This window comes from Arthrobacter sp. zg-Y919 (assembly GCF_030142045.1).
Taxonomy (GTDB): domain Bacteria; phylum Actinomycetota; class Actinomycetes; order Actinomycetales; family Micrococcaceae; genus Arthrobacter_B.
The window spans coordinates 2558602-2580816 of record NZ_CP126242.1; the positions used below are offsets into that span (position 1 = coordinate 2558602).

At 65.8% G+C, this 22215-nt stretch carries 25 protein-coding genes and 1 riboswitch; of the genes, 9 read left to right on the plus strand and 16 right to left on the minus strand.

The genetic code is table 11. The annotated features are described in order from the left end of the window. Positions 1-358 precede the first annotated feature (358 nt). Positions 359-491: riboswitch (SAM riboswitch) on the plus strand. 15 nt (positions 492-506) lie between these two features. Next, complete coding sequence (locus QNO10_RS12040) at positions 507-911, plus strand: hypothetical protein (protein ID WP_229947011.1); 405 nt, start codon at positions 507-509, stop codon at positions 909-911. Between the two features lie 143 nt (positions 912-1054). Here the strand turns inward: QNO10_RS12040 and QNO10_RS12045 are convergent, their stop codons facing one another. The 3 genes from QNO10_RS12045 to QNO10_RS12055 are packed head-to-tail and all read right to left on the minus strand — an operon-like array spanning position 1055 to position 3482. Beyond that, on the minus strand, positions 1055-1819 hold the full coding sequence (locus QNO10_RS12045) for a CPBP family intramembrane glutamic endopeptidase (RefSeq protein WP_229947009.1): 765 nt from the start codon (positions 1817-1819) through the stop codon (positions 1055-1057). Positions 1820-1879: 60 nt separating this feature from the next. Continuing rightward, entirely contained in the window at positions 1880-2761 is an 882-nt protein-coding gene (locus QNO10_RS12050) for an NAD(P)H-hydrate dehydratase (RefSeq protein WP_229947006.1), read from the minus strand. After that, positions 2742-3482 (minus strand): histidine phosphatase family protein, encoded by a 741-nt coding sequence (locus tag QNO10_RS12055; protein ID WP_229947004.1) that lies wholly within the window; start codon positions 3480-3482, stop codon positions 2742-2744. Before QNO10_RS12055 ends, QNO10_RS12050 begins: the two co-directional genes overlap by 20 nt. Before the next feature lie 176 nt (positions 3483-3658). Between QNO10_RS12055 and QNO10_RS12060 the strand changes: the two genes are divergently transcribed. The 3 genes from QNO10_RS12060 to QNO10_RS12070 are packed head-to-tail and all read left to right on the plus strand — an operon-like array spanning position 3659 to position 6688. After that, the gene (locus QNO10_RS12060) at positions 3659-4612 is read left to right on the plus strand and encodes a 1,4-dihydroxy-2-naphthoyl-CoA synthase (protein ID WP_229947002.1); all 954 of its coding nucleotides are present in this window, start codon (positions 3659-3661) and stop codon (positions 4610-4612) included. Between the two features lie 7 nt (positions 4613-4619). After that, positions 4620-5756 (plus strand): AMP-binding protein, encoded by a 1137-nt coding sequence (locus QNO10_RS12065; RefSeq protein ID WP_229947000.1) that lies wholly within the window; start codon positions 4620-4622, stop codon positions 5754-5756. A gap of 47 nt (positions 5757-5803) precedes the next feature. Beyond that, positions 5804-6688, plus strand: a complete 885-nt coding sequence (locus QNO10_RS12070; protein WP_229946999.1) for a 1,4-dihydroxy-2-naphthoate polyprenyltransferase — start codon at positions 5804-5806, stop codon at positions 6686-6688. 42 nt (positions 6689-6730) lie between these two features. Here the strand turns inward: QNO10_RS12070 and QNO10_RS12075 are convergent, their stop codons facing one another. Continuing rightward, positions 6731-7036 carry a DUF4229 domain-containing protein gene (locus tag QNO10_RS12075; protein ID WP_229946998.1) on the minus strand — a complete coding sequence of 102 codons (306 nt, stop codon included), beginning with the start codon at positions 7034-7036 and terminating at the stop codon, positions 6731-6733. Between the two features lie 84 nt (positions 7037-7120). Between QNO10_RS12075 and QNO10_RS12080 the strand changes: the two genes are divergently transcribed. Further along, complete coding sequence (locus QNO10_RS12080) at positions 7121-7504, plus strand: PLD nuclease N-terminal domain-containing protein (RefSeq protein ID WP_229946997.1); 384 nt, start codon at positions 7121-7123, stop codon at positions 7502-7504. Between the two features lie 195 nt (positions 7505-7699). Here QNO10_RS12080 and ccsB read toward each other — a convergent pair whose 3' ends face one another. The 5 genes from ccsB to QNO10_RS12105 all read right to left on the minus strand — a co-directional run bounded on the left by ccsB (position 7700) and on the right by QNO10_RS12105 (position 12701). Next, entirely contained in the window at positions 7700-8722 is a 1023-nt protein-coding gene (ccsB, locus tag QNO10_RS12085) for a c-type cytochrome biogenesis protein CcsB (RefSeq protein ID WP_229946996.1), read from the minus strand. After that, the gene (gene resB / locus QNO10_RS12090; protein WP_442860229.1) at positions 8722-10437 is read right to left on the minus strand and encodes a cytochrome c biogenesis protein ResB; all 1716 of its coding nucleotides are present in this window, start codon (positions 10435-10437) and stop codon (positions 8722-8724) included. The genes ccsB and resB overlap by 1 nt, the downstream gene beginning before the upstream one ends. Before the next feature lie 103 nt (positions 10438-10540). Beyond that, positions 10541-11338, minus strand: coding sequence for a cytochrome c biogenesis CcdA family protein (locus tag QNO10_RS12095; RefSeq protein ID WP_229946993.1), 798 nt, complete (start codon positions 11336-11338; stop codon positions 10541-10543). A gap of 5 nt (positions 11339-11343) precedes the next feature. Next, positions 11344-11979 carry a TlpA family protein disulfide reductase gene (locus tag QNO10_RS12100; RefSeq protein ID WP_442860228.1) on the minus strand — a complete coding sequence of 212 codons (636 nt, stop codon included), beginning with the start codon at positions 11977-11979 and terminating at the stop codon, positions 11344-11346. Positions 11980-12038: 59 nt separating this feature from the next. After that, positions 12039-12701, minus strand: a complete 663-nt coding sequence (locus QNO10_RS12105) for a histidine phosphatase family protein (protein ID WP_229946991.1) — start codon at positions 12699-12701, stop codon at positions 12039-12041. 160 nt (positions 12702-12861) lie between these two features. On the opposite strand from QNO10_RS12105, the gene QNO10_RS12110 reads away from it, so the two are divergent. The 3 genes from QNO10_RS12110 to QNO10_RS12120 all read left to right on the plus strand — a co-directional run bounded on the left by QNO10_RS12110 (position 12862) and on the right by QNO10_RS12120 (position 16270). Further along, entirely contained in the window at positions 12862-13401 is a 540-nt protein-coding gene (locus tag QNO10_RS12110) for a YceI family protein (protein ID WP_229947397.1), read from the plus strand. Between the two features lie 190 nt (positions 13402-13591). Continuing rightward, complete coding sequence (locus QNO10_RS12115; RefSeq protein WP_229947445.1) at positions 13592-14275, plus strand: hypothetical protein; 684 nt, start codon at positions 13592-13594, stop codon at positions 14273-14275. Positions 14276-14641: 366 nt separating this feature from the next. Beyond that, positions 14642-16270, plus strand: coding sequence for a hypothetical protein (locus QNO10_RS12120; protein ID WP_229946989.1), 1629 nt, complete (start codon positions 14642-14644; stop codon positions 16268-16270). An 11-nt stretch (positions 16271-16281) separates the two neighbouring features. Here the strand turns inward: QNO10_RS12120 and QNO10_RS12125 are convergent, their stop codons facing one another. Both QNO10_RS12125 and QNO10_RS12130 read right to left on the minus strand, forming a co-directional pair. Beyond that, the gene (locus tag QNO10_RS12125; protein WP_229946987.1) at positions 16282-17040 is read right to left on the minus strand and encodes a redox-sensing transcriptional repressor Rex; all 759 of its coding nucleotides are present in this window, start codon (positions 17038-17040) and stop codon (positions 16282-16284) included. After that, positions 17040-17291, minus strand: coding sequence for a glutaredoxin family protein (locus tag QNO10_RS12130; protein WP_229946984.1), 252 nt, complete (start codon positions 17289-17291; stop codon positions 17040-17042). The genes QNO10_RS12125 and QNO10_RS12130 overlap by 1 nt, the downstream gene beginning before the upstream one ends. A 66-nt stretch (positions 17292-17357) precedes the next feature. On the opposite strand from QNO10_RS12130, the gene QNO10_RS12135 reads away from it, so the two are divergent. Further along, positions 17358-18170 carry an HAD family hydrolase gene (locus QNO10_RS12135; protein WP_229946981.1) on the plus strand — a complete coding sequence of 271 codons (813 nt, stop codon included), beginning with the start codon at positions 17358-17360 and terminating at the stop codon, positions 18168-18170. A 117-nt stretch (positions 18171-18287) separates the two neighbouring features. On the opposite strand, the gene QNO10_RS12140 is transcribed toward QNO10_RS12135, so the two are convergent. From QNO10_RS12140 to QNO10_RS12160, 5 genes are all read right to left on the minus strand, one after another. After that, positions 18288-18386, minus strand: coding sequence for a 30S ribosomal protein bS22 (locus QNO10_RS12140; protein WP_003792170.1), 99 nt, complete (start codon positions 18384-18386; stop codon positions 18288-18290). A 189-nt stretch (positions 18387-18575) separates the two neighbouring features. After that, positions 18576-18788: a helix-turn-helix domain-containing protein gene (locus tag QNO10_RS12145; protein WP_227912631.1), complete on the minus strand. Its 213-nt coding sequence runs from the start codon at positions 18786-18788 to the stop codon at positions 18576-18578. Positions 18789-18983: 195 nt separating this feature from the next. Then, on the minus strand, positions 18984-20324 hold the full coding sequence (gdhA, locus tag QNO10_RS12150; RefSeq protein WP_229946976.1) for an NADP-specific glutamate dehydrogenase: 1341 nt from the start codon (positions 20322-20324) through the stop codon (positions 18984-18986). A gap of 105 nt (positions 20325-20429) precedes the next feature. Beyond that, positions 20430-20915, minus strand: coding sequence for an ArsR/SmtB family transcription factor (locus QNO10_RS12155; RefSeq protein WP_229946974.1), 486 nt, complete (start codon positions 20913-20915; stop codon positions 20430-20432). Between the two features lie 52 nt (positions 20916-20967). Then, positions 20968-22146 (minus strand): acetoin utilization protein AcuC, encoded by a 1179-nt coding sequence (locus QNO10_RS12160; RefSeq protein ID WP_229946972.1) that lies wholly within the window; start codon positions 22144-22146, stop codon positions 20968-20970. Positions 22147-22215: the final 69 nt, after the last annotated feature.

Below are 22215 nucleotides of genomic sequence, written 5' to 3' on the forward strand. Positions count from 1 at the left end.
CCTCCAGGCCCCTTCGTGCGTCCGGCACCTTTCGCCATGCCCTCGTGGGTCCGCTGCTTCCCGCCCGCCTTGGGGTGTGCGTCGACTCCTGCCAAACCCCTTCGTGGGTCCGTCTCCTCCCGGCGCCTTCGTGCGTCCGTCACCTTCGTGCGTCCGTCATCTTCCGCAATGCCCCGGATGGTGAGGAGCGCATCCTTCGGGCCCACCTCCCGCGGGGAGTGTGCGAGGGTATTCGGCCCCGGGACCTTCCGCGGACGGAAGGCGAGCTGCGGACTATGGGCGCCGGACCGCTCACCACCGCACACCCGGGAATGGCCCCTGTCGAAATGTCGGCGGCCTCCGCTAAAGTAGTTTTCAGCTTCACGAGATGTGGCCTCCGCCCGGGAAACCGGGCATAAAAGCTCCGACTGGCCCCACACCAACCCCACTGTTCGGCGGGTGGTTCGGATGACGAAGCGGCCTGCTTCGTCCGTTGCAGGCAAGGACAACCTGAAAAGGAACCCACTGTGAGCATTTCCAGTGTCAGCAAATCCGGTCTCAGCAACTGCAGCGGCTTCGCGCCGGGGCACAACATCCATTGGATCCACGGCCGCCGTCTCGAGGGCTGGGAGCAGTGGTCGGACGTCGAAGCCACGGCCGATCCGCAGCTGGACCTCATTTACCTGGTGTCCGAAGGAATCCAGCACCTGATGTGGTTCCACAATGTTCCGGCCGTCGCCACCGCACTGGGGGCCGCCGTCGATACCCCGCAGTGGTGCCAGCGCTATTCCACGCTGATGGTGCCCGGCGGGTTCGAGTCCGATGCGCGGAGTTCTTTTTTCTACTTAGCCCGGCCGGAGCGGGTGGTTCCGTGCAACGGCTCCCTGGTCCGGGCACCGGAAACTGAGCGCATCGAAAAGGCCGGCTCCTAGCTGCCGAGGCTCACCTTGTGTACAGCAGATGCGCCCTGATGGGTCCGTGGCCAGCATCAGCTGTACACAAGGCGACGGCGCCGACGCGGCAGCCAGCATCAGCTGTACAGAAGGGACCGCAGCAGCCCGCCGGAGACGTCCTGCTACTGCTGGAGCAGCTCCGGCGGGACCGCGTACATCACCAGCACCCCCAGGAGGTTCTTCGCCGCGTGCACCCCGTAGGACAGCATGAAGTTGTTGCCCGCCCAGACATAGAGGCCGACCAGGGTGGCACCCATCGCCAGGTAAGGCACCAAGACCGGCAGGGTGAGGGATTCCTTGCCCACGACGTGGATGGACGCGAACAACAGGACCGACAGGATGCCGCAGGCCCAGATATTCCAGTACCGGCTGAGCTTGCCGATCAGCAGGTGCCGGAAGATGTACTCCTCCACAAAGGGCGCCAGCACCACGATCAGGGGAATGATCAGCCAGGGCGAGACGGACCCGACAAACCCCTGGACCGCTTCCTGGTTCGCTGCGGTCTGGACGTCCCCGGTCACCAGGACAGCGGCCATGGTGGCGATGAGCATGATGATGACGCCCGCGGGAATCAGGGCCAGCGTCAGCACCGGGCGGGTGGCCAGGATCTTCGTTTCCCGCACCACATACGGGCGGGCCGCAAGGAAGGCCAAAAGGCCGGCAACTGCGTAGAAGCCCAGGTTCAGGACGTAGGAGGCGGTGAGGGGATCCGGAACCACCATCACCAGCACCGGGAAAATGAGCCCCGGTGCGAAACTCAAGACCAGCAGGAACAGGACATAGAACCCGGCCGCCACGGCATCCCGCCGGGTGAAGCGGTAGGAAAGCCACGGTATCGACGCCGGTGGACGCCCCGCCGGTCCGGTCCGGTATTCGTTCGCAGTCATACCCTCAGGATATGGGCCATCCCGGAGCTATGGGGCATCCGGCGGGGATACAGGCCTGCGCTAATTCAGCTCCGCGATCACCGGAGGCATGGCCTCCAGCAATTCCCGTGCCAGGAAGCTGAGCGGCCCCCGGGAGGCGGAGAGCCGGTCCCCGCTCACGGCGTGCAGATAGGTTCCCCAACAGGCAGCCTGTTCCGGCGTCGCCCCGCGGGCCAGGAACCCGCCTACGGCACCGGCAAGGACATCCCCGGAACCGGAAGTGCCCAGACCGGAATTTCCGGCAGGAACCTCCCAGCTCTTTCCGTCGGGAGCGGTAATAACGTTGTGTGCGCTGACCACGGCCTGGTATTTCCGCGCCACTTCCAGGGACGCCTTCGCCAGGTCCAGGGAATCTTCGTCCGCCTCCTCATCCTCGAGCAGGCGGATGAGTTCGGCGCCGTTCGGGGTCAGGACGAGGCGTCCGGCCAGGGCATCGTAAAGATCAGGCAGTCCGGGCAGCACACCGAGGGCATACGCATCCAGCACCACCTGCGTCTTTTCCCCGAGCAGCGGCACCACTGACCGCAGCAGCGCTGCGGCCTGGTCGGGGTCGTCCAGCCCGGGGCCGATAACTACGGCCGACGCGGTCGCTAGATCGGATTCAAGCAATGCACCGGCCGCCTCGCCGTCAATCCCACCGGATTCCTCGCGCAGTCCGACCACCCCGGATTCGGGGATGGCAACGGCCACGGCGATCGCCGCCGATTCCGCCAACCCCATGGTCAGGCGGCCGGCGCCGACCCGCAGTCCGGCAAGCCCGGTCAGCATCACGGCGCCGGGGGTGCGGCGGGCTCCGCCGATCACCAGTACGGTGCCCCGGTCTTCCTTGCCGGAGGCCTCGGTGGACAGCCTCCAGCCGCGCAGCAGCGCAGGGGTGACGAGCTCAGCGGGGGTGGATGTCATCAGTTTCTCCTGCATGTTCGGTTACGGGCGCTCCGCCGTCCTGCAGGTGGAGCACGTTGTTAAAGGTGTGCAGCTGCCACGGCCCGGTTCCGCTGGGACGCACCAGCCGGGTGACGGAACCGTTCCGTACGCTGTTGGCGGCGGCGGTGTCCAGCAGTTCCTGCTCGCTCATCCGTTCCAGAACGTAGCGGATCAACAGGATCACGGCGTCATGGCAGACCACAGCCACCCGCTTGCCGTCTTCCTCGTCATCCAGATCGCGGAAGACCGAGCGCAGCCGCAGTGCGACGTCGGCCCAGGACTCGCCGCCCGGCGGCCGGTATACGAACTTGCCCAGCCAGGACCGGCGTTCGGCTTCCTCCGGAAAACGTGCCGCGACGCCGGCAGAGGTCAGCAGGTCCAAAATGCCCAGTTCCCGGTCGCGCAGGCGTTCATCAATCCGCATACCGCCGGTGATGCCGGGCAGTCCCGCCAGTTCCGCGGTCTGCCGTGCCCTCAGGTAGGGCGAGCACCAGACGGAGTCGGGCAGTTCCCCAGCGGGAAGCCCGGAAAACCAGCGGCCCAGCGCTGCGGCCTGCTGTTCGCCGTCTGCGCTCAAGGGAACGTCGGGGTCCCGCCAGGGAATGTCAATGCGTTCGGCACCCTCGCGGCCGGCGCGGGTAGCGGCCACATTGCCTGCGGATTCACCGTGGCGTACCAGAATAAGTTCAGTTGCACCCATGCTCCGACTCTACCTGCCGGTGCACGCAGACCAAGGGAAACAAAACAGGCCTGCCGGGCTGCGACACGCCCTGCCGTCGGTGCGGGGCCCGGATAACCACTGGGCACCAATGGAGCCGCAACCGTTCCCGGTGCGCAGTGTCCGGCGGTATTGCCCACTGGCGATAAACTCGATTCGTGAGCTCAGAACTTCCAGCACAGGTGTCCGATATTTTCGACCCGCAGCAGTGGCGTCTTGTTTCCGGGTTCGAGGACCTGCAGGACATGACCTACCACCGCCAGGTGGAGCGCGGCGCCGACGGCACCGTAGTGCGTGACCTGCCGACGGTGCGCATCGCGTTCGACCGTCCGGAAGTCCGCAACGCCTTCCGCCCCGGGACCGTGGACGAGCTGTACCGGGCCATGGACCACGCACGGATGACGCCGGACGTTGCCACTGTGCTGCTCACCGGCAACGGCCCCTCCCCCAAGGACGGCGGCCACTCGTTCTGCTCCGGCGGGGACCAGCGGATCCGCGGCCGCGACGGCTACCGGTACGCAGAGGGCGAAACCAAAGAGACCATCGACCCGGCACGTGCGGGACGGCTGCACATCCTGGAAGTCCAGCGGCTCATGCGGACCATGCCCAAGGTGGTCATCGCCGTCGTCAACGGCTGGGCGGCAGGCGGCGGGCACAGCCTGCATGTGGTCTCGGACCTGACCATCGCCTCACGCCAGCACGGCAAGTTCAAGCAGACCGATGCCACCGTGGGCAGCTTCGACGCCGGCTACGGCTCGGCGCTGCTGGCCCGGCAGATCGGCCAGAAGAAGGCGCGGGAAATATTCTTCCTGGCGCGCGAGTACTCGGCCGAGGACATGGTCGCCATGGGAGCGGTCAATGAAGCCGTCGACCATGCGGACCTGGAAAAGGTGGCCCTGGAATACGCCGCAGACATTGCCCGGCAGTCCCCGCAGGCCATCCGCATGCTCAAGTTCGCCTTCAACCTGGCGGACGACGGGCTGGCCGGGCAGCAGGTCTTCGCCGGCGAAGCAACCCGCCTGGCCTACATGACGGACGAGGCGGTGGAGGGCAAGGAAGCATTCCTTGCCAAGCGTGATCCGGACTGGTCCTCCTTCCCCTACTACTTCTAGGAGCTCCTTGGAACTGCTTCCAGTCCTGGTGACTCCGGGTTTCGACGCCGGAATGCTGCTCTCCCCGCTGGCCGACGCGCTGGCGGGTGAGGGACCGGCCGTCGCACCGCACACCGATCCGGCCCAGACCTTTACGGGCGAACTGCCCAACGACGACATTGCCCTGGTCGTCAGCACCTCCGGTTCCACCGGCACCCCGAAGCAGACCATGCTCAGCACCGATGCGCTGGCCGCTTCCTCGATGGCCACCGCCGTCGCACTGAAGGCGGACGGCCAGTGGCTGTCCGCCCTGCCGGTCAACTACATTGCCGGAATCCAGGTCCTGGTCCGTTCCCTGTACGCCGGCACCCAGCCGGTCTTTATGGATTTGTCCGTGCCGTTCAGCGCCGAGGTGTTCACGCGTGCCGCAGAGGACATGACGGACCGCAACCGCTTCACGTCCCTGGTCCCCACCCAGCTGCACCGCCTGCTGCAGGACCCGGCACCCGAAACCCTCCGTGTGCTGCGCCGGTTCAACGCCATCCTGCTCGGCGGGGCACCGGCCGGTGCCGCCCTGCTGGACAAGGCCCGCGGTTACGGGCTGAACGTGGTGACCACCTACGGCATGAGCGAAACGTGCGGCGGGTGCGTTTACGATGGTGTCCCGCTGCCCGGCGTCGACGTCATCCGGTGGGAGGGGCGCCTCTGGATTGCCGGTGATGTCCTTGCGGACGGCTACATGGGCCGGCCGGATCTCACCAGCGACCGTTTCCGGTTCAACTCGGGACAACGCTGGTTCCGCACGGATGACACCGGGACGGTCGACGACGACGGCCGGGTCAGTGTCTCCGGACGGCTGGATGACGTTATCGTCAGCGGGGGAATCAAGGTTTCCGCGCAGGCAGTGGCCGAGGCCGTGGAAACCGTCCCCGGCGTCGAGCAGGCGTTTGTGCTGGGCCTGGACGACGCCGAGTGGGGCTCCCAGGTGGGGGCCGCCGTCGTCGGCAGCGTTGACCCGGAACTGGTACGCGAAGCCGTGCGCTCCCGGCTCGGCTCGGCCGCAGTCCCCAAGGTGGTCCTGCTGCTTGAATCCCTGCCCCTGCTGCCCACCGGCAAAGCGGACCGGATGACCCTGCTGCGGCTGCTGGCCGCTGCGCGGCACTGAACCGCCGCTACAACACCTGTCTCGACTAAGAACTAAGGAACAACACCGTGGCTACAGCCGCCCAATGGTTAGAAGGCGCCCGCCCCCGGACGCTGCCGATGGCAATCGCGCCGGTCATCATCGGATCCGCCGCCGCGTACGACCTCGGGGCATTCCACCCCGTCCGCGCAGTGCTGGCCGCCCTCATTGCCATCCTGCTGCAGGTCGGCGTGAATTACGCCAATGACTATTCCGACGGCATCCGCGGAACCGACGACAACCGGGTGGGTCCGCTGCGGCTGACCGGTTCGCGCCTCGCCTCCCCGAAGCAGGTCAAGTACGCTGCATTCGCCTGCTTCGGCGCCGCCATGCTGGCAGGAGTCGCCCTCGTGGTCCTGGCCTCCACCTGGTCCCTGATCCTCGTGGGAATCGGCTGCGTAGCCGCCGCGTGGGGCTACACCGGAGGCAAGAATCCCTACGGCTACCTTGGCCTGGGCGATGTGTTCGTCTTCGTGTTCTTCGGACTGGTGGCCACGCTGGGCACCACCTACACCCAGGCGCTGGAAATCAATACGGCTGCTGTCCTGGGCGCCGTCGGCACCGGACTGATCGCCATGGCGCTGCTGATGGCCAACAATGTCCGGGACATCCCCACGGACCGCGAGTCCGGCAAGCGGACCCTTGCGGTCCGGCTGGGCGACGGGCCGGCACGGATCAGCTACGTCATGATGCTGGCCCTGGCCCTGCTGCTGCCGCTGTTCATTGCCGGAGACTACCCGTGGATCCTGCTGGTGCTGCTCCTGATCCCGGCATGCATCCTGCCCGCCTGGCTCATGCTGACCGGAAAGAAGCGCGGCAGCCTGATCCCCGTGCTGAAGCACACGGGCATGATCAACCTCGGTTTCAGCGTGCTGTACGGCGCCGGGCTCGTCATCACCCGGCTGCTGGCCTAGGGGCGGTCCGGCTTAGGACTCCGGGGCTAGGGCCTGCCGGGGCTAGGCTTCGCGGCGGCGGTCGTTGTCGACCTGCACGTCCGGGTGCTCTGCCACGAGGTTGTCCTCGGCTGCTGAGTCATCCAGCTCGCCCTGGCTGCGCTTGGGTGCGCGTTCCTCGGTGAACCGGCGCTGCACGGTGCGGGCCGCTTCGTCGCGCATGTCCCGGGCAAACAGGTACGTGACGCACCAGGCCATGACGGCGGCAGCCAGTGCCGAAAGCAGGAGGCCCAGTCCGAGCAGCATGCAGATCGCGAAGAAGACGGCCACCAAACCCAGGCGGAGTGCGGTAAATTTCCAGAAAGCCACGCCTTCATTCTATGCGCTTGGCGTCCTGGGCGTTCCTTCCCCCTGCAGGCCCCCGCGGGCAGGACCCTCCACTACAATGGCCGTATGCCCCGTCTTGTGTTGTTCGGCGTCATCATCGTCGCTGCCGTGATCATCTATGCCGCAATCGACTGCGTTATGTCCCGGGCAAACGAGGTGCGCAGCATCTCCAAGACCTCATGGCTGTTCACGATCATCCTTATTCCCGTCCTCGGCGCAGTGCTCTGGTTCCTGTTTGGCCGCCCGTCCGGCGGATCCCCGGGAGGTTCCGGACCGCGCGAGCCGCGGCGTCCGTCGGCCCCCGACGACGATCCCGAGTTCCTGCGCAACCTGGAGATCCGGCGCCGCCAGGCCCAGAAGGAAGCCGAGCTCCGGGCCCGTGAGGCCGAGCTGCGTGCCCGTGAAGAGGGCCGCGGCAAGCAGAACGACGACGGCAAGCCCGGAGCCTGAGACTCCTCGCCTACCCTGCGGTGCCCCCTTCGACGCCCACCGGCGGCTCGAGAAGCATCAGCTCTTGAGCCTGGCCGCCACCCGCAGGACCAGCATCTCCCCCGCTAAGCCGGCATGATCGGCAGCAAAAGACCCGTCCCGGAGAGTTCCGGAACGGGTCTTTTCTGCTGCTGGAGGCGTTCGGCCCCGCTGGGGCTAGACGCCTGAGTAGCTGTGCAGCCCGGAGAAGAACATGTTCACGATGGTGAAATTGAAGATCACGCAGAGGTAGCCGACAATCGACAGCCAGGCGGACCGGGTCCCGGTCCAGCCGCGGGTGGCGCGGGCGTGCAGGTAGCCGGCGTAGACCACCCAGATAACGAACGTCCAGACTTCCTTGGTGTCCCAGCCCCAGTACCGGCCCCATGCCTGTTCGGCCCAGATTGCACCGGCCATAAGGGTGAAGGTCCACAGCACGAACGCCACCGCGTTGATGCGGTAGGAAAGGTTCTCCAGGCTCTGCGCCGACGGCACGATGCGCATGAAGGGCAGCCGCTCCTTGCGTCCGGAGCGGATACGGGTTTCCCGGTCGGCCTGGAGCAGCTGCAGCGCGGACATGGCGAACGTGAGCGTGAACAGTGCCGACGCGATCACGGCAACGGATACGTGGATGATCAGCCAGTAGCTCTGGAGCGCCGGAACAAGGTGTGCCACCGGCGTCGGGAACCCGATGGTGGCGGCCATCATCATTACCAGCACCAGGCCAAGCACCACGGTGCCGAGGAAGCGCAGGTCACGGCGGGTCAGCACCAGCAGGAACACCACGGCGACAACGAGGGCGCCGGTGGTGCAGAACTCGTACATGTTGCCCCACGGAACCCGGTGCGCAGCCATGCCGCGGGTGACGACGCCGGCCGCATGGATGGCGGCAGCCAACACGGTCAGCGCGACGCCAACCCGTGCTGCGTTGCGGCGCGGACCGGTGTAGCCCATGGCGGAGTCAGCGGTCTGCGCTTCACGGCTGCCTTCGGCGTCCCAGTCCCGGACGGAGCCGTTGCCGGCCGGGACGGTTTCCCGCACGGCCGTCTTTTGTTCCAGCCTGCTCTCCACCGCCTTGATGGTTTTGCTGCTCTTGGCCAGGTCCCAGGTGAACGCCAGGAACGCCGCCGTGTAGGCAAATGCCGCCAGCAGCATGAAGAGCTCGCTGTAACTGGCGAGGGTGTAATCGATGGAGGGCATTACCGGTCCTTATCTGATTCTTCTGCGGCGCTGCTGTCCGCCGGTGCGTTTGCGGGTACGGTAACCCGCCCAACATTGTGTCCTTCTGCGTCCTGCGGTGCCAACCACTTCGCGGCAAACAGGCCGCGCAGTGCTGCGGCTTCGCTGGTGAGGCGGGGATCTTCGCCCCGGGCCAGGAGCCCGTACTCGACCATGACCCGGCCATCCGGATGCTGGCCGGCCCGGACCCAGACCCGCCTGCGCGCCAGGAACAGGGACGCGGCAAGTCCGGACAGGGAGAGCACGGCGAACACGAGCACGCCGGTCTTTGCCGGGTCGTAGTGGATGTCCAGTGCAGCGTACCGTTTGAGCCCGTCGAAGGTGATCGATCCCTTGCCGTCGGGCAGCTCGTAGGTCTGGTTGGCGCCCAGGACAATACCGCCGGCGTCCAGGTCGCGGTTATTCAGCGGCGTCAGGTCTTCGGTCTCCAGCACGTAAACGTTGGAGGGGACACCTTCGTCCAGCCCCAGGTCACCGTAGTAGGAGTTGAGGTTCAGCTGCGGGTTGATCGGGTCCGGATCGCCGGAGTAGCTGACCCCGGCCTCGTCGATCATGGCGGTGGGCAGGAAGAAGCCGACAAAGCCGAGCTGGTCGGGCTTGGCATCGGGGGCCTTGACCACGGCCAGCGAGGTGTACATGGCATCGGTGGGCACCGCGACCACGGGGCCTTCCAGCGCCACGTTGCCCTCGCCGTCGCGCACCGTGACCACGGGAGCGTAGCCGTTGCCGACCAGGTATACCCGGGTTCCGCCCAGCGTCAGGGGCGAGTTGACCTTGAGGACCTGCTCCTCCGGCTCGGCGTCGGGGTCTTCCTTCACGGTCATGTGAGCGGTGAAGTCCAGGGGCTGGCCGTAGTGGGTCTCGGATTCGCGGTCGAACTCGATGTCGAACTCATCCAGCGTGAGCGAGTACGGGCTCAGCTGGCTTTCGGAGAAGTTGGAGCCCGGTGTGAAGGTGTCGTAGCTGACCAGGGTGTTAACGAAGGACTCCCCCTCCACCACGATCTTCTGTCCGCTGTAGCCAAACAATCCGCCTACGGCAACGCAGGCCAGGACACCGATGAGGCTGGTATGGAAGACCAGGTTGCCCAGTTCCTTGGCAAACCCGCGCTCCGCGCCGACGGACGGACGGTCGCTGTCCCCATCCCGGACGTCTACCCGGTAACCGCGGCGGCGGAGGATCTTCGCGGCGTCGCGCACGGCGTCCGCCGGGGTCAGGGACGCGTTGGCCGGAACCGTGAGGGTTCCGTACTCGGGCATCCGTGACAGGCGGCTGGGCGTGCGCGGAGGCTTCGAGCGCATCGCCTTGAAGTGCGCCTTGGCCCGGGGAATGACGCAGCCGATCAGGGAGATGAAGAGCAGCAGGTAAATGGCCGAGAACCAGACGGAGGAATACACGTCAAAGAGCTGGAAACGGTCAAGCCACGGACCGGTCTCGGGGTTGTCCTTGAGGTACTGCGTCACCACGGCGGGATCGGCGGGGCGCTGCGGGAACAGGGAACCGGGAACGGCGGCGACGGCGAGGAGCAGCAGCAGGAACAGGGCCGTCTTCATGCTGGTCAGCTGGGTCCAGGCCCAACGCAGGGTGCCGAGCAGCCCCAGGGCGGGCAGCGCAACATCGTCCTTCCGGTCCTTGGCAGGGCGGGAGGGGCGGGGCGTTGTTGCTTTGTCTGTCACGTTATCCGGTCCCGGGGTCAAAGTGTTCTCATGGTTCGTCTGTTCTCATTTTGTTCGGTGGTCCGCTGTTCAGTGGTGCGCGAATCGTTCGATGCTGCGCGAATCAGATCGGCAGGGACACGTTACCCAACCAACCTTGGAGCTCGTTGATCCACAGGTTCCAGACGCCGCTGACCATCAGCAGGCCGAGGACAATCAGCATGCCGCCGCCGAAGCGCTGCAGGGCCAGGCGGTGGCGGCGGAAGATGCCCAGGGCACCCATCCCGCGCCGGAAGCCGATGGCGATGAGCAGGAAAGGCAGCCCGAGTCCAAGGCAGTACACGAACGTCAACAGCGCGCCCTTGGCGGCGCTGGCATCGCTTCCCGAAAAGGAGAGCAGCTGCACAGCGGAGAGTGTGGGACCGATGCACGGCGCCCAGCCCAAGCCGAAGGTGATGCCCAGTACCGGCGCACCCCACAGCCCGGCCGGGGGTTTCGCCTCGATTTTGCGGTCCCGCTGGAACCAGCTCATCCCGCCCATGAAAACAATGCCCAGCAGGATCACCACCACGCCGAGGGCCTGCGTGATCCATTCCTGTTCGGAGCCTTTCAGCCAGGCGCCCAGCTGTCCGATTCCGGCGCCAAGGGCCACGAAGACCACCGAGAAGCCCAGGACGAACAATCCGATGCCCGCGAACATCCTGCCCCTGCGCTGCTTTTGCAGGTCGACGCCGGTCAGCCCGGTGACGTAGCCGAGGTACCCCGGAACCAGGGGCAGCACGCAGGGGGAAAGGAAGGACACGAGGCCGGCCAGGGCAGCCACCGGGATGGCCAGCAGCACGGACCCGTTCAGCACGGTGTCGGCAAAGGTGTTTGCAGTGGACTCGGCCACGGGAGCCACGACGGCGGGAAGGAAGGACACTGTCCCTACGCTGCCAGCGCGTCGCTGATCAGGGCCTTCAAGGTGCCCTTGTCCGCCAGCCCGAGGATGCGGGCCGCCACGCGGCCCTGCCGGTCCAGCACCAGGGTGGTGGGCACGGCCGACGGCGGGACGAAGTTGGTCATGGCCAGCAGCACGCCGCCGTCCTTGTCCCTGAAGCTGGGGTAGGGAATGTTGAAGTTCCGCTCGAACGCCTCTGCGGTGGCCTTCTCGTCGCGGATATTCACGCCGTAGAACCGGGCACCTTCGGAAGTGAAGTCATCATGAAGTTCCACCAGGTCCGGCGCTTCCTTCCGGCACGGAGCGCACGCTGCGTACCAGAAGTTGAGGACGACGACGTCTCCGGCCCATTCGGCGGAGGTGACTTCGGTGCCGTCAAACAGGGTTCCTGCCAGCTGCACGGCGTCGCCGCGGTCGGACGCGTCGTATTCGGTCACCGAGCCGTCACCGGCAATGTAATTCTTGTTGTCTCCTGCGTTTGCCTGTTCGGCCAAGGGGTCATCCGTGGAACAGCCGGCTGCGGCAGCGGCGAACGGGACAGCGAGGGCCAGCCCGGCACCGAGCCGAAGGAAGGAGCGGCGGCCGAAGGCTTCCCGCTCAACAGGGCTCTGACGGTTCTTCAAGGATTTCCAGCTTTCATCGCGGCAGGGAGGAGCCACTTCTACAACGCGTAGTAATTCTATTATGCTCCCGGAACATTTGCTGCACCGGGAAGGAGGTCGGCGCTCGGCTCGGCGTAGCGCACGCCGGTGAGCACGGCGCCGTCGAACTCCAGGGTGGTGATGGAGGTCAGGGTGCACTCACGCTGGCGCGGATCGTGCCAGAGCTTCTTGCCCTCGGCGGCAAGCCGGGTCACCCAGATGGGCAGCTGGTGGCTGACGAGGACCGCTTCGGCATTGTCCCCGCCGAGTTCCACGGCGCGCATCCGTGCGTCGTCGACGGCAGACATTACGCGGGCAACCTGCTTCGCGTAGGGCTCCCCCCAGGAGGGACGCATGGGGTTGCGCAGGAGCGGCCAGTAACGGGGATTGCGCAGCTTGCTCTTGATGCGGGACATCCCTTCAAAACGGTTTTCCGCTTCGATGATCCGCTCATCCGTAGCAATCTGCAGGTTCAGTGCAGCAGCCAAAGGAGCAGCAGTTTCCTGGGCCCGGGTCAGGGGCGAGGCCACGAGGTAGACCAGGTTGGCCCCTTTGCTGCGCTCTTCTGTGAAGTGTTCCGCCACCCGGTCCGCCATCTGGCGTCCGAGGTCGGACAGGTGGAACTCCGGAAGGCGTCCGTACAGGACCTTGTCCGGATTGAAGACTTCACCGTGGCGCACGAGGTGTATGGATGAGCGGGACATGTGTCCCAGTTTCGCAGAGTTGGAGCCAGCAGCTAAATTCCGGAAGCCCACCTCGGGCATTTCACTTGAACCTTTAACCAAACCGTGCAACACTGTATGCAAATGCATGAAACGTGCCGTCGGGGTCCCCCTCCGGCACCGCTACCAGAAGGAGCTCTCCATGATCCCCAGCGGCCTCACCACCGGAACCTGGAATTTCGACGCATCGCACAGTGAAGTTGGCTTCACTGTCCGTCACGCGGGCATCAGCAAGGTCCGCGGCCAGTTCGAAAAGGTAGCGGCAACCCTGACCGTCGGCGAGACCATTGCGGAAACCACCGTCACTGCAGTGATGGCTGCTGACTCCTTCAACTCCAACGACGCCAACCGCGACGCCCACGTCAAGAGCGCGGACTTCTTCGACGCCGAACAGTTCCCGGAGGTGACCTTCACTGCCACGGGCATTGAAGCCTCAGGCTCCACCTACAAGGTCACGGGCGACCTGACGATCAAGGGCATCACCCGCTCCGTGGTCCTGGACACCGAATTCAACGGTGTGGCCGTGGACCCGTTCGGCGCCACCCGCTCGGGCTTCTCCGCCAGCACAGTCATCAGCCGGAAGGACTTCGACCTGACCTGGAACGCTGCCCTGGAAACCGGCGGCGTCCTGGTGGGCGACAAGGTCACCATCAACGTTGATGCGGCGTTCGTAGCAGCGTAGCCAACCCTGGGCAGCCCCGGACCGACTGGTCCGGGGCTGCTTTTTTTCCACCTAGTTTCCCGGAGCCCTGACTCACCCGTGCCTGCCGCGATACGCTGAACACCCGGCTGCGGAGGCGCCCACGGCCAGGTTCGACGCCGGTGGCGCACCCGCCCAGCCGCCTCACGACACCAACACTGAGCAGGCGGACATGACTACACCCGAGAACACACCCGAGCCAGGCCCCGGGCAGAACTACCCGACCAATCCGACCGGCCCCCTGGGCTCCGGTGGACCCATGGGCCCCGGCACCGGACCCGGCACGGGACCCGGCGCTCGTCCCGAGCCCCAGTACGGCCAGTATGCTCCAGGGCCAGACCCCTACGGCCAGCAGGCGGCCCAGCCCGCCTATGCCTATCAGCCTGGAGCAGCCAAACCGGCAAAGGGACCGGCCCCGCGCGAAGTAATCACCGGCTTCTGGCTCATTATCGCTGCGGGCGTCTTGAGCTTTATCAATAACGTCATCACCTCGTTCAGCCTGCCTTCCCTCATGACTTCCGAGGAGCAGGAGGCCTTCTCCGGTGTAGGCGTAGACGAACAGAGCCTGAACTCCTTCCTGGTTTCCTTCGGCATTGTCGTAGCGCTGATGGGCCTGGGCGTTTACGTGCTGATTGCGTTCTTTGTCCGGCGGGGAAAGAACTGGGCCCGCGTCCTGGGAACCGTATTCGCCGCCTTTTCATTGATTGGGATCTTCACCATGCTGGGCGCCTACTTCACGTCGCCGCTGAGCTTGATCTCCCTCGCTTCCAGCCTGGCTGGTATTGCAGGGATTGTGATGCTTTACCTGAAGCCGTCCAACCCGTACTTCCGCACGGCACCGCTGTACCCGTACTGAGTCGACCGCGCAGAAAATGCCCGAAAGTCCCGCCGGTCTCCGGCGGGACTTTCCGCTTACCGGACCAGGTTCGGCACTGGAGGGGTCACACGCGGGTCCAGCCCGCGTAGCGTTGTTTTCTCGCCCGGCGGTGCTTTGATTCGCATGACTGCCGGAGGGTGCCGTTCCGCCGTGAAGGGGATGACCGTGGCAGCACTGCTTCCGAACCCGCAACAACAAAAATCAGGCACGCCGTTGCAGTATCCAGAGCAGTTGACCGAACCGCCGGGATCCGGCCCACCCCTCCCGGATCCGCCGCCCTATCCGCCGTCCGCCGCCGCGGACATCCCATCGGTTATTGCCCCGGGCCGCACTGCTGGCACCCGGATGGCAGCCAGGCACGTTTCGGGCACCGCCCGCGGGGAGCACGCCGTCTATCTTTGGCTCCGGGCCGGTTGGGTGGGCTTCTTCCTCTGGGTTGGAACGGCAATACGCGGCGTCTATGCCTGGCTCCGGACAGGGGTGCAGGGAGTCTATGCCTGGCTGCGCGTCGGCATGCAGGGCCTTTATGGGTGGCTGCGCATCGGCGGGCAGGGCCTTTATGGGTGGCTGCGCTCCGGCATACTCAGCGCTTATCGCAGGGTCCGGGCGGGAGGGCAGGCTGCATCTGAATTCGCACGGACCCGAGCGCACGTAGCGGCCCGCAGCGTGCGGGCGGGGACCGACCGTGTCCTCTCCGGTGCACAGACCGCTTCAGCCCGGGTCCACACCGGAGCGAGAACCACGTCCCGCCGGGCGGTGGCAGGCGCCCACGCTGTCTCCACGCAGGTCCAGACCGGTGCACACGCCGTCTCCACCGGGGTCCAAACCGGTGCACGCGCCGTGTCCACCGGAGCCCGGACGGGCGCCCACGCCGTCTCCACCGGGGCTCAAACAGCCGCGCAAGCCGTCTCCAACGGGGTCCAAACCGGTGCACGCGCCGTGTCCACCGGAGCCCGGACGGGTGCCCACGTTGTATCCACGCAGGTCCAGACGGGCGCCCACGCCGTCTCGACCCGGGCTCAGGCCGGTGCGCGCGCCGTCTCAACCGGGGTCCAAACCGGCGCACGTGCCGTGTCCACCGGAGCCCGGACGGGTGCCCACGCCGTCTCCACGCAGGTCCAGGCAGGAGCACACGCCGTCTCCAACGGGGCTCAAACCGCCGCCCACGCTGTCTCGACCCGGGCTCAGGCCGGAGCCCACGCAGTGTCCAACGGGGCTCAAACCGCCGCGCACGCCGTCTCCAAGGGGGTCCAAACGGGAGCAAGCGCCATCTCCACTCAGGTCCAGGCCGGTGCGCACGCAGTGTCCACCCGGGTCCAGGCCGGCGCCCACGCAGTCTCCACGGCCGCCCACGCCGCGGCTGTCCGTGTCCGTCTCGGAGCCATCCGGGTTGGCGCTGCTGTGCATTCCGCGGCCGTCCGGGTCCGGTCGTTGGCTCATGCCGCTTACGTTTGGGTCCGGGCAGGGGTCCGGGCCGTACAGCGCCGGCTGCCTGCGAACACCGGCAACCCGGTGCCCTCGATCGCGACAGCGTGTACCTTCGTCGCAGGCGCCGGACTGGTGAACCTTGGAAACACTGTCTCAGTCGTTTCGCGTATGCCCGTGCCGGACGCGTTGCCGTCGTCCATTGCCCTTCTCCAGCGGTACGGAGTGACGGGAGCCCAATACGGCAAGGTCCTGGTGGGCATTCAGATTGCTTATGCCCTGGTGGTCCTGGGAATCGCGCTCCTGCTTGCCGTCACTCTCCGCGACAGACGCCGCTGGGCACGGATAGTCACCGCGGTATTGGCGGGCACAGCACTGTTCTACGCCTTGAATGCAGGCACGGGAATGCAGGCCGCTGCGGCCGCCTTGGGAGCGGCAGGAGCGGCCATTACCTTCACGAAGGGGGCGGCTCCCTGGTTCCGCCCACGGCAACGCCTCCAGCCGCTTCCCGTGGACCCGGTCCAGGCCGATTCACCCCAGGACGCTTGAGCGGAGCCCTCCTAGCGGGGCAGGCGGGCGCGGGCTGCGATGTCCGAGACCTGGGAGCGCTGTGCGTGGTAGGCAAGGATCTGCAGTTCGGTTGCCATGTCGACCTTCCGGATCTGGACATTCTCCGGGGCCTGGAGCACCACCGGGGCAAAGCTGAGAATACTGGTGATACCGGATGCCACCAGCCGGTCACAGAGATCCTGGGCAACTTCGGCGGGCACCGAAAGTACCGCCATGTTCGTCTTCGTCTTCGTCAGCACCGTTTCAAGGGACTCCACCGGGCTGATCTTCAACCAACCGACTTCCTGGCCGATCACCATCGGGTCCGCGTCGAACAGTGCCACTACTTCGAATCCCCGGGAGCCGAAACCGGGGTACCCGGCCAGGGCACGGCCCAGGTTGCCGGCACCTACTATGGCCACGCGCCAGTTCTGGGTCAGGCCAAGCGCCGCGGAAATCTGCCCGCTCAAATACAGCACGTCGTACCCCACGCCGCGGGTTCCGTAGGACCCGAGGTAGGACAGATCCTTCCGCAGCTTGGGGGAATTCACGCCGGCCGCTTCGGCCAGTTCGTCCGATGACACCCGCTCGACGCCGTCGGAGAGTAAGGCGGACAGCGCGCGCAGGTAAATGGTCAGACGGGCCAGCGACGCCGGCGGTATATGCCGCTGGGCACCGGTCCCGGACGACGGCGTTCGGGGTGGCTGGGTGCTGTTTTCGGTTTCCCGTTCCGGCGCGGTGCGCTCCGAACCGGCTCCTTCGGGTGCCATCACGCTCCCAACAGGCGCCGCAGCCGGGTTTCGTCGATTGTCCAGAAGTCCCGCTGAACTCCGTCAATGAACAACACCGGGATCTCCTCCCCAAAGCGCGCGGCAAGATCCGGGTGATCTTCGGCGCTGCGCTCCTGCCAGACCATTCCGAGCTCCTCCCCCACACGGTTGAGCACCAGCCGTGCGTCCTCACACAGGTGGCATCCCTGTCGGGTAAGAAGGACAACTTCCGGTCCGGCGGATTCACTCATAGGTCCAAAGTATCCCCAATATGACGGATTTCCGCGCTCGGACCGGGTTTTGCGTAGACTCGGACCATGCCCCGAGCCACTGCAGTGCGAGCCTCCGGAACTCCGGACGCAGAGGGCAAACCCGGAGAAGCTGCGTTTTTCGACGTCGACAATACGCTGATGCGCGGCGCGAGCCTGTTCCACGTGGGCCGGAAGATGTACCAGCGAAAAGTCTTCACGATCCGTGAGGCGGCCGGATTCGCACGCAAGCAGCTGAGGTTCATGCTGCAGGGCGAGAACCTCAAGGATGTCCACTCGGTCCGGGACGCCGCGTTGGCCTTCGCCACCGGGCTCTCTTCGGAGGATGTGCGCACGTTGGGCGAAGAGGTCTATGACGAAATGATCGTGTCAAAGATCTGGCCCGGCACCCGCGCCCTCACCCAACAGCATATGAAATCCGGCCGGCCCGTCTGGCTGGTGACCGGGACCCCGATCGAAGTGGCGTCCGTGATCGCCAGCCGGCTGGAGCTCACCGGTGCCCTCGGCACGGTCAGTGAGGTTACGGACGGCATGTACACCGGACGGCTGGTAGGCGAGTTCCTACACGGACCGGCCAAGGCCGCCGGTGTCCGGGCGCTGGCCGAAAAGGAAGGCCTGGACCTGCAAAGCTGCTGGGCCTACAGCGATTCGTACAACGATGTGCCGCTGCTCAGCCTGGTGGGGCATCCGGTGGCGATCAATCCGGATGGACGGCTGCGCCGGCATGCCCGTGAGCGCAACTGGCCCGTCTACGACTTCCGGTCCGGGCGGAGGGCGGCCACGCTGGGCCTGAAGTCCGCTTCAGCTGCAGGTGCCGCCTACGGCCTGTGGCGGGGATTCACCTGGGTCCGGGCACGCTGACAACAGGGACGCATTCTTAAATACCGGAGCCCGCCTATCCGTGAGGACTGGCGGGCTCTGCCGTAGCGGGACCGGGCGTACAGCCGGGGCCCGCTGGCAACGGTCGCTGAGAAGAAGTTACTTCTTATTGCGACGCTGGTGACGGGTCTTGCGAAGCAGCTTGCGGTGCTTCTTCTTGGCCATACGCTTGCGGCGCTTCTTGATTACTGAACCCACAGAGTCCTCACAAACTTATTAGGAGTCACCGGCGCCCATCCCCTGCTGCCGTGGGCACAGGGGCTGCATGCCGGTAGTTACTGGCGACGATTAAAACGTTCCTTAACAGGGTACAGCTTCGGCGCTGTGGAAATTGACAGCTTCCAACCCGCAGGAATCAAGGGACGCTGCTGCTGCCCCTCCAGAGGTTTAAGCGGTGTCCGAACGCCGGTCGATGACGGCGTCCCGGAGCACTTTCTGAACGGCCGATTCCGGCACACGGTAGGACCGTCCGAAGCGGACCGCCGGCAGTTCGCCGGAGTGGACCAGCCGGTAAACGGTCATTTTGGAGACGCGCATGACGTCGGCGACTTCCGACACCGTCAGAAACCGCACATCCGAGAAGTTTCCCTCGTCTGCCATTTATTCCCGTTCCTTTGCTCATTGCCGCCGCTCCCGCAGCATGGCAGTTAGGAGCACCTGGCTGAAGGACATCGCGTCACCGGCCTCCTGCGACGTGCGTCACTTATGGCCCCGTATGGTCCCTACTGTAGTGGCAGGAGTAACCATAGTGGAAGTTCTTTCTGCCGCTGCAGGCCCGGCAGGGCAAGGCAGCCCCTAAATCACGCCCAGGGCGAGCATCGCATCGGCAACTTTGACGAAGCCGCCGATATTGGCACCCACCACGTAGTCCCCCGGCGAACCATATTCCTCAGCCGTCCGGGCACACCGCTCATGGATATTGACCATGATTTCGCTGAGCCGGCGTTCCGTATGGTCGAAGGACCAGGAATCCCGGCTGGCGTTCTGCTGCATCTCGAGGGCGGAGGTGGCGACGCCGCCGGCGTTGGCGGCCTTGCCCGGTCCGAACAGCACTCCGGCGCTTTGGAACGCGTTGATGGCAGCGGGTGTACAGGGCATGTTCGCCCCTTCCGCAACCGCCCGCACCCCGGACTTGATCAGTGCCAGCGCATCCGCCTCGTCCAGTTCGTTCTGGGTGGCGCAGGGAAGCGCGACGCCGGCCCCCGCGTCCCAGATGGACCCGCCTGCCACATAGTGCACGGAGTGCCCACGGCGTTCGGCGTACTCCGAGATCCGGCCCCGCTCCACTTCCTTGATCTGCCGCAGCAGCGGAACGTCGATGCCCTTTTCATCCACCACGTAGCCCGAGGAATCCGAGCAGGCCACCACTGTGGCGCCGAGCATCTGCGCCTTGTCAATGCCGTTGATGGCCACGTTCCCGGAGCCGGAGACGATCACCCGCTGCCCGTCCAGGCTCATGCCCTTCGTCTTCAGCATTTCCTCGACAAACATCACGGCGCCGTAGCCGGTGGCCTCGGGACGGACCAGGGACCCGCCCCAGCTGACGCCCTTACCGGTGAGCACGCCGGATTCATAGCGGTTCGTAATGCGTTTGTACTGCCCGAAGAGGAATCCGATTTCGCGTCCGCCGACGCCGATGTCCCCGGCCGGAACATCCGTGTACTCGCCGATGTGCCGGTACAGCTCCGTCATGAAGGACTGGCAGAAACGCATCACCTCGGCGTCGGACTTTCCGCGCGGGTCGAAATCCGAGCCGCCTTTACCTCCGCCGATGGGCATGCCCGTCAGGGCGTTCTTGAAGATCTGCTCGAAGCCAAGGAACTTGATGATGCCCAGATACACGGAAGGGTGGAACCTCAGTCCACCCTTATAGGGGCCCAGAGCGGAGTTGAACTCCACCCGGAAACCCCGGTTGATCTGTACCTGGCCTTTGTCGTCCACCCAGGGCACCCGGAAAATGATCTGCCGTTCGGGTTCGCAGATCCGCTGCAGGATGGCCGCTTCGGCAAATTCGGGGTGCTTGCGCAGCACCGGTGCCAGGGAGTCGAAGACTTCCACCACGGCCTGGTGGAATTCCGTCTCGCCGGGATTCCGGCGGAAGACGTCGTCGCGTACGCGCGTCAGGACACGTTCCATGTGCTGCTCCTCAAGGGTTTGGGTTCCCCCTTCAGGACTACGCTAGCCCCGCCGGTACCCGGGAGGCGATGCATGACCGGACCTATGCAGCTGCAGACCGTATTCCTAGGGCCGGCGGCGGCGGAATTTGGGCAGCTGCCCGAACAGGTCCGCCGCACGTTCGGCGGCACGTCCCACCGTGCGGCCGAGGTTCTGCACGCCGGCGTCCACGGGCAGGGGCCGGGTCTCGACGGCGCCAGGCACCAGGGTGCCGGCGGCGACGGCAGCCGCGGTGGCGAGCGGAGGGCCGGCGGAAACGGAAGCCAGCCGGGGCGCGGACTCCGTGAAGGACGGGAGGTCGAACGCCCGCAGCCACAGGACCAGTTCCTCCAGCGGTGCGGTTTCCAGGGAGTAGTAGCGGCGCTGGCCGTCGGCGCGCATGGAGACGAGGCCTGCTTCGCGCAGCACCTTGAGGTGTTTGGAGACCGTGGGCTGACTGACCTCGAGCTCCTCCACCAGTGTCCCTACGGACTTGTCGCCGGTACGTAGAGCGCCGAGGATCTCACGCCGCGTACCTTCCGCGATTACTGCAAACACATCGTCAAAGACCATGGGAATTACCCTATCCGCATATGCGACCGGGAGCATCCCGGCCACACGGGGATCAGTCGAACCACGGGTCGAGCCCGTGCAGCGGGAAAAGCTCCTTGCGGGTGGCCATGACCGTCCGGTCGATTTCGTCGTTCGGGTCGTAGCCCACTTCCCAGGACCGCCACCAGAGGTCGGCACCGTCACCCAGGGTCTCGCCACACTTCACGCCGTGCTTTTCCAGCACATAGTCCCGCCAGGCCGAAGGCAGCGGGGTGGAGGGACGGACCCGCCCGTTGGCAGCCACGGACATCAGCAGGGCCCAGGACCGCGGAACCACGGAGGCCACGTTGTAGCCGCCCCCGCCGGTGGCTATCCAGCGGCCTTCGCACAGCCGTCCTGCCAGGTCACTGATCGTGAGGGCAGCCTGCCGCTGGGCCTCCACGGAAAGCCGCAGGCTGGTCATCGGATCGTCCTTGTGGCTGTCGCAGCCGTGCTGGCTGACGATGACTTCCGGGGCGAAGGCCTCGGTCAGCTGGGGAACCACCGCATGGAACGCCCTCAGCCAGCCGGCGTCGGAGGTGCGTGCCGGCACGGCAACGTTGACAGCAGTACCTTCGGCCTCCTTGCCGCCGGTCTCATTGGCAAACCCCGTCCCGGGAAACAGGGTCAGCCCGCTTTCATGGATGGAAATGGTCATGACCCGCGGGTCGTCCCAGAATATGTTCTGTGTTCCGTCGCCGTGGTGGGCGTCGACGTCGATGTACACCACCCGCTGCACCCCGTTGGCGAGGAGCCGCGCGACGGCGGCCGCGGCGTCGTTGTACACGCAGAATCCGGACGCTTTCTCGTAGCCGGCGTGATGCATGCCGCCGGCGAAGTTCACTGCGTGCGTCGCCTTGCCGGACAGGATGGCGTCCGCCGCGGCCAGGGAGCCGCCGACCAGCCGGGCACTGGCCTCGTGCATGCCGGCGAAGGCAGGGGTGTCCTCCGTGCCCAGTCCCAGCAGTGTGTTGCAGTTCGAGGGGTCGGCACCGGCGGCCTGCACGGCACTGATGTATTCGTAACCATGGACGGTCAGGAGGTCCGCCGCAGAGGCAACATAGGGCTCGGTCAAACGGACGCCTTCGAGCTCGAAGAGCCCCAGTTCGCGTGCCAGCCGGGCCGTCAGATCCAGGCGTGCCGGGCTCATCGGATGCCCTTTGCCAAAGTCGTAAGCCAGCATGGATTCATCCCAGACAATGCACGTCGGCATAATAGGAAGGCTTAGCCCGGAACTGATCATGCAGACAGGCTACGTGATGCGGGCGCTACTCTGATATTG

Excerpts from the sequence above, each read along its gene's own strand:
- QNO10_RS12145 (WP_227912631.1), bottom strand. The coding sequence starts at position 18,788 with ATGGCAGACGAGGGAAACTTCTCGGATGTGCGGTTTCTGACGGTGTCG.
- QNO10_RS12055 (WP_229947004.1), bottom strand. The coding sequence starts at position 3,482 with ATGGGTGCAACTGAACTTATTCTGGTACGCCACGGTGAATCCGCAGGC.
- ccsB (WP_229946996.1), bottom strand. The coding sequence starts at position 8,722 with ATGCCCTCCATCGATTACACCCTCGCCAGTTACAGCGAGCTCTTCATG.
- QNO10_RS12080 (WP_229946997.1), top strand. The coding sequence starts at position 7,121 with ATGCCCCGTCTTGTGTTGTTCGGCGTCATCATCGTCGCTGCCGTGATC.
- QNO10_RS12125 (WP_229946987.1), bottom strand. The coding sequence starts at position 17,040 with ATGGCACCCGAAGGAGCCGGTTCGGAGCGCACCGCGCCGGAACGGGAA.
- QNO10_RS12160 (WP_229946972.1), bottom strand. The coding sequence starts at position 22,146 with ATGCCGACGTGCATTGTCTGGGATGAATCCATGCTGGCTTACGACTTT.
- QNO10_RS12130 (WP_229946984.1), bottom strand. The coding sequence starts at position 17,291 with ATGAGTGAATCCGCCGGACCGGAAGTTGTCCTTCTTACCCGACAGGGA.
- QNO10_RS12050 (WP_229947006.1), bottom strand. The coding sequence starts at position 2,761 with ATGACATCCACCCCCGCTGAGCTCGTCACCCCTGCGCTGCTGCGCGGC.
- QNO10_RS12155 (WP_229946974.1), bottom strand. The coding sequence starts at position 20,915 with ATGGTCTTTGACGATGTGTTTGCAGTAATCGCGGAAGGTACGCGGCGT.
- QNO10_RS12115 (WP_229947445.1), top strand. The coding sequence starts at position 13,592 with ATGACTACACCCGAGAACACACCCGAGCCAGGCCCCGGGCAGAACTAC.
- QNO10_RS12045 (WP_229947009.1), bottom strand. The coding sequence starts at position 1,819 with ATGACTGCGAACGAATACCGGACCGGACCGGCGGGGCGTCCACCGGCG.
- QNO10_RS12135 (WP_229946981.1), top strand. The coding sequence starts at position 17,358 with ATGCCCCGAGCCACTGCAGTGCGAGCCTCCGGAACTCCGGACGCAGAG.
- QNO10_RS12110 (WP_229947397.1), top strand. The coding sequence starts at position 12,862 with ATGATCCCCAGCGGCCTCACCACCGGAACCTGGAATTTCGACGCATCG.
- QNO10_RS12120 (WP_229946989.1), top strand. The coding sequence starts at position 14,642 with ATGGCAGCCAGGCACGTTTCGGGCACCGCCCGCGGGGAGCACGCCGTC.
- gdhA (WP_229946976.1), bottom strand. The coding sequence starts at position 20,324 with ATGGAACGTGTCCTGACGCGCGTACGCGACGACGTCTTCCGCCGGAAT.
- QNO10_RS12105 (WP_229946991.1), bottom strand. The coding sequence starts at position 12,701 with ATGTCCCGCTCATCCATACACCTCGTGCGCCACGGTGAAGTCTTCAAT.